The following is a 4188-nucleotide window of genomic DNA, read 5'->3' as shown; positions in this document are numbered from 1 at the left end:
CACCACCCACCACAACCAACCAGGCTCCCAGCACGACACCTGACCTCTGCAAGATCAGCCGTACTTACCTCTGCACTCCAGCGAGTACCCCGACAGATGGTCTCCGTAGTGGCCGGAGACCCAGGTGTCAACGATGACCGTCAGTTTTAGACCGGCTGCCGGCGAAGTGGTGAGGACTTTCTACACACTCTCAAGGCGGCCCGAAACGGGCCGCACGCGCCGCCGCCTGGGCGCGCGTCGGCCGCTGCCGCTGTCGCTCTGCGGCCGTCACGCCTGACGCCCGGCGGCTGGCGCGGAAAGCGGGGAGCTCGGAGGGCCGCCGCAGAACGACAGACCGTTGACGGGTTGGTGTGGTGGGCCGGCAGCCGGCCGGGCCGCGCGGTCACGAGCCCACGCGGCGTAGGGCAGCGGACGCCGGCCACGTCGGCGAGCTGGCGGCGGTCGCGGGGTTGCGGTCAGAGAGCCTCCGGCGGGGGCGCTCCGGCTCCAGGATGGCGAGACTCCGTCGGCGGGTCACGGTCCGTGGGTGGCTGCGGTAGGCCATCCCGCCCGCCGTCGACCGGGGCAAGCCGAGCAGACCACCGCCCGACCCGCCAGCGCTCGTACGAACCGTCAAGGTCCGTTTGGCGTGGCGGATCGGGCGGCGGCCCGCTCCCCTGGGGGCGGGTCGACGGCGAACGGGATGGCGGCGGATCGATGGGTAGCGCTTGTCAGCTGCCTGAGCCCAAGTCCATCCTGTGGATTCAGCTTCCGTGACAATTGTCCGAGTCGATCAAGGGTTCCTAGTGGGCAGTTTGGTCGGGCCGGGATATTCCCTCGTGCCGCGCTGGATTGTTCGCCGTCGCGCACGCCACACGAGCCACAACAGGGGCACGCAGATCAGCATCAGCAGCACGCCGCCGACAAGCTGGATGGTTGTGGGGAGCGGCCCGTATTCCGGCCTACCGGGGTCGCGGAACAGCCCGGCCACGGCGAGGTCGGCGGCGACGTCTAACTCGCTCACGCCGGTTGGCGTCTCGAACAGCACTGTCGCAGTGGGCGTGTTTGGCGTCAGTGTGATGAGGCGAACGCGAACGGTGTCAAGGTCACGAAATGGCCCCCACGCACTTTCGTGAAAGATTGGGGCGGGTGGTGTGTTCGGTCGCGGCACGCCGGTCACGGCGACCGCGGTGCCGTCGACGCGCCATCCCAGTACTCGGATGTAGCGGGCACCGGCCACCTCGGGCAGTCGGCGTGCCTGGCCAGCCTGTCCGGTGTCGGCGTTACGCAGCACGAGTCGCCAGTTCTCTCCCGAGTAGCGGCGGGCGGTCACGAATGATCGGCCATCGGGCAGCCAGGAGCCAGGTCCGGCCAGCGTCTCGGCGTCGAGTTTTACGGTCGCATAGGGCACGGGATGGTTGGGGCCAAGCCGGTACAGCCTGATCTCGTCGCGCAACTGCACTGCGAGGCGACTGTTGTCCGGCGACAACGCCACCGACCAGCCGGGCGTGAGCCAACTGTCGGAGTTGTCGATGCTCGCGATCTCCACTCGTCGGGCGAGATCGTAGACGCCGATTCGGCTTGGTCGGTACTCAACATCGTTGACGTAGTTGACCCCGTCTCCCGTTTCGTAGACCAGCAGGCTTCCATCAGGCGAGAAGGCACGTGGATTGCCTGGCAGTGTCAGGAACAGATCGCGCTCTGGGTGTAGCGACCGTACTGTTCGGTTGCGGGCGATGAGTTCGCCGTCCGGGGACAGCAGTGCCTCGAAGCCGGGCGGCGTGTAGGTGAACTCATTGAAGACCCGATAGCGGTCGCTGTCTGCCGCCACGATCGCGAAGCGGCCCTCATTCCAGTCACCGAGGGTCGCCTCACCGCCGAAGATCATGGCAGCGGTACCGGGAGGCGACAGCTCGACCGAAGCGGTCCAGATCGGCGGTGTGTGGAGCCGGTGGGGTAGGCCAGCCGTGACCCCGACGGGCCCACCTGGCGTGACGGTGCCGCTGCCCGTGGGCCGGAACACCAGACCGACCGCCAAGGCCAGTAACGTCACGACCACGGCGGAACTGCGCACCGCGCGTCGCTGTCGGGCGCGTACGTGAACCTGATCGAAGAAGTCCTCGGGCACCGCCACAGCCGGTGCTTGTCTAGCGAGGGCGCGGAGACCTTCACGCAATGGCGTCTCGACGTTCACGATCCCACCTCCACCTGATGAGTGGTTGAGTCGGCAAGTTCGACGAGTTCGGGCGCGAGCAGACGCAGGCGGTTGATGGCGTGTCTGGTTTGACTCTTGACGGTAGTCAAGCGTCGAAAGAAGCCAATTAGCTCGCATCAGCCCGACCTCGGCACTTGCACCAGGAGGCGGCTGGCGTTACGAGCTGATCAAGCGAGAACCGGCCACCGATCCCAACCGGGTCCGCAGCAGCGTCGGCTGCAATCCGAACCGACAAGGCGCAGGTGCCCCACTATGTCTAGACGGAGGTTGTGGTAGCGGCCGACAACTAACGATGGGCCGTAGGCTGGCGACTCTTGCGCTGCCGCAGCCGTTCCGCGCCGCTCATGTTGAGACGGTACCGGAGCATCTCTGGGCTGATGCCGTAGCGGCGTTGGGCGGCGTCCGCTGGGACGTTCCGCGTGACGAGACCTCGTGCGGCTTGGTCCGTGAGCAGTAGCTTCCCGCCGAGGCAGTCCGCCTCGTCCTCCATCTCCTGGTCCCAGTGGCGGCACCCGCTGGCGTTGAACGCTATGACAGGGGTATGTAGCAGCAGGCCGTGTGCGAGTTCGTGGCAGATGCTGGAGCATTGCCGAGGGAGCCCGTGCGCGTCGTTCACGACGATGCGCCGCTTCGAGCCCCTGAACACGGTCGCGGCACTGAGCGACTTGTCGTCCTCCTCTAGCAGGCACAACACTGCCGGCTCTTCAACCGCGATGTCGCTGAGCTTCCGGATCTCGATGTCCAGGTGCGCAGCCAGCTTCCACGGGTTTAGCGGGTCGAAGTTTCCGAGTCCAAGCTCGGCTCGGATGGACTCGGCGATCTCGTTCGCCTCGCCGTGGAAGCCCTTACGCAGCTTGCCCGCCATCAGCTCAGCCTTCCGTCATCTGGCGATACATGACCTCGATGACCTTCTCGATCGCCTCGGCCTTGCGGTCGTCCAGGTTCTTGTCTGCGCGAAGGTAGGTCGATACACCAGCGAGAGTGCCGTGTGTTTCCTGCCTCGGCTGCGTCCGGCGAACGAAGTCGTCGGCGCTCAGTCCGGCCCAATCCACCAGCGCGGCCAGACTGTCGACATCTGGGCGGCGTCCTTGGGCCAGCCGGGTCAGCGTCGACGGACTCACCTTGGCCTCGTCTCCCACCTGCTTCCAGCGCAGCCCACGCTCCGCCCGGGTCCGGTCCAGCGCCGCGTAGAACGCTGCGGCGTCGAAGCGCCCCTTCTCAGGCTCATCGCTCATCCCGTCTCCCTCGGCTCGTCGAGCCACCCCATCATTGCACGAGTGAAACGGCTTGCAACGTCGGCATCTCCATGAGAAGGTCAATTGCAGCACCGGCACGCGTTGCGATGTAGCAATCGTGGCGCACCGAGAGGTCCTGGGTGAAGTCTGCCCGCCCTCCGGCACCAAGATTCACTGCGCGAAAGAGAGCAACCATGCCCAACAAGCCCCACGACATCAAGGTCACGGTCACGTTCGCGGCCGCTGAGCGGCCGTACCGCCACGAGTACGCCGGCTCGGTCACGATCGGCACCGTGCTGGGAGACTCCCTGGCGGCCTTCGGCGTAACCGCTGACGGGACCACCCGGTACTACCTCAAGCACGACGGCGACGAGGTCCCCGTCGACAAGACGGTCGGAGAGATCGCGGGCCACGCCCACGCTCTGCACCTCAAGCTGCGCACCGAGACGATCCAGGGCGCGAGCTGACCCGACAATGGATATCGAGAGCACGATCACTCTCGCACGGGACGTCCCGGCGGTGGAGGAATTCCTGTCCTCCACCGGCGGGCGGCTCGTGCACCGAGAAGAAGACCCCGCAGGTCTTTACTGGGCTGTCATCCAACCCACCGCTCCGGGCAGTACCCAGTTCGTCGCACGGATCTCCTGGACGGTCTATCCCCACCGGTAACCATTCAGCAGGTTCCTGAGTTGCAGTGATTTGATCTTGTTGGCGGTTTGGCGCATCCTGGCCGTCGTGTCCGACTCGCCGTCCGTTGTG

4 protein-coding genes are annotated in these 4188 nt (G+C 66.1%); 1 reads left to right on the top strand and 3 read right to left on the bottom strand.

What is annotated here, in order from left to right:
• Positions 1-772 precede the first annotated feature (772 nt).
• The 3 genes from AB0873_RS31855 to AB0873_RS31845 form a co-directional block, all read right to left on the bottom strand.
• The gene (locus tag AB0873_RS31855) at positions 773-2173 is read right to left on the bottom strand and encodes a hypothetical protein (protein WP_366604448.1); all 1401 of its coding nucleotides are present in this window, start codon (positions 2171-2173) and stop codon (positions 773-775) included.
• 307 nt (positions 2174-2480) lie between these two features.
• Entirely contained in the window at positions 2481-3059 is a 579-nt protein-coding gene (locus tag AB0873_RS31850; protein WP_366604446.1) for an ImmA/IrrE family metallo-endopeptidase, read from the bottom strand.
• A gap of 4 nt (positions 3060-3063) precedes the next feature.
• A complete protein-coding gene (locus AB0873_RS31845; protein WP_366604444.1) occupies positions 3064-3429 on the bottom strand; it encodes a helix-turn-helix transcriptional regulator in 366 nt (121 codons plus the stop codon).
• A 194-nt stretch (positions 3430-3623) separates the two neighbouring features.
• Here AB0873_RS31845 and AB0873_RS31840 point away from each other — a divergent pair, with 194 nt between their 5' ends.
• Positions 3624-3896, top strand: a complete 273-nt coding sequence (locus AB0873_RS31840; protein ID WP_366604442.1) for a hypothetical protein — start codon at positions 3624-3626, stop codon at positions 3894-3896.
• The last annotated feature ends 292 nt before the right edge of the window (positions 3897-4188 follow it).

It is taken from the genome of Micromonospora sp. NPDC047707 (assembly GCF_040704235.1).
In the GTDB taxonomy this organism is placed as follows: Bacteria; Actinomycetota; Actinomycetes; order Mycobacteriales; family Micromonosporaceae; genus Micromonospora.
Note: the sequence above shows the minus strand (reverse complement) of the source record. Positions and strands in the feature narration are given on the sequence as shown.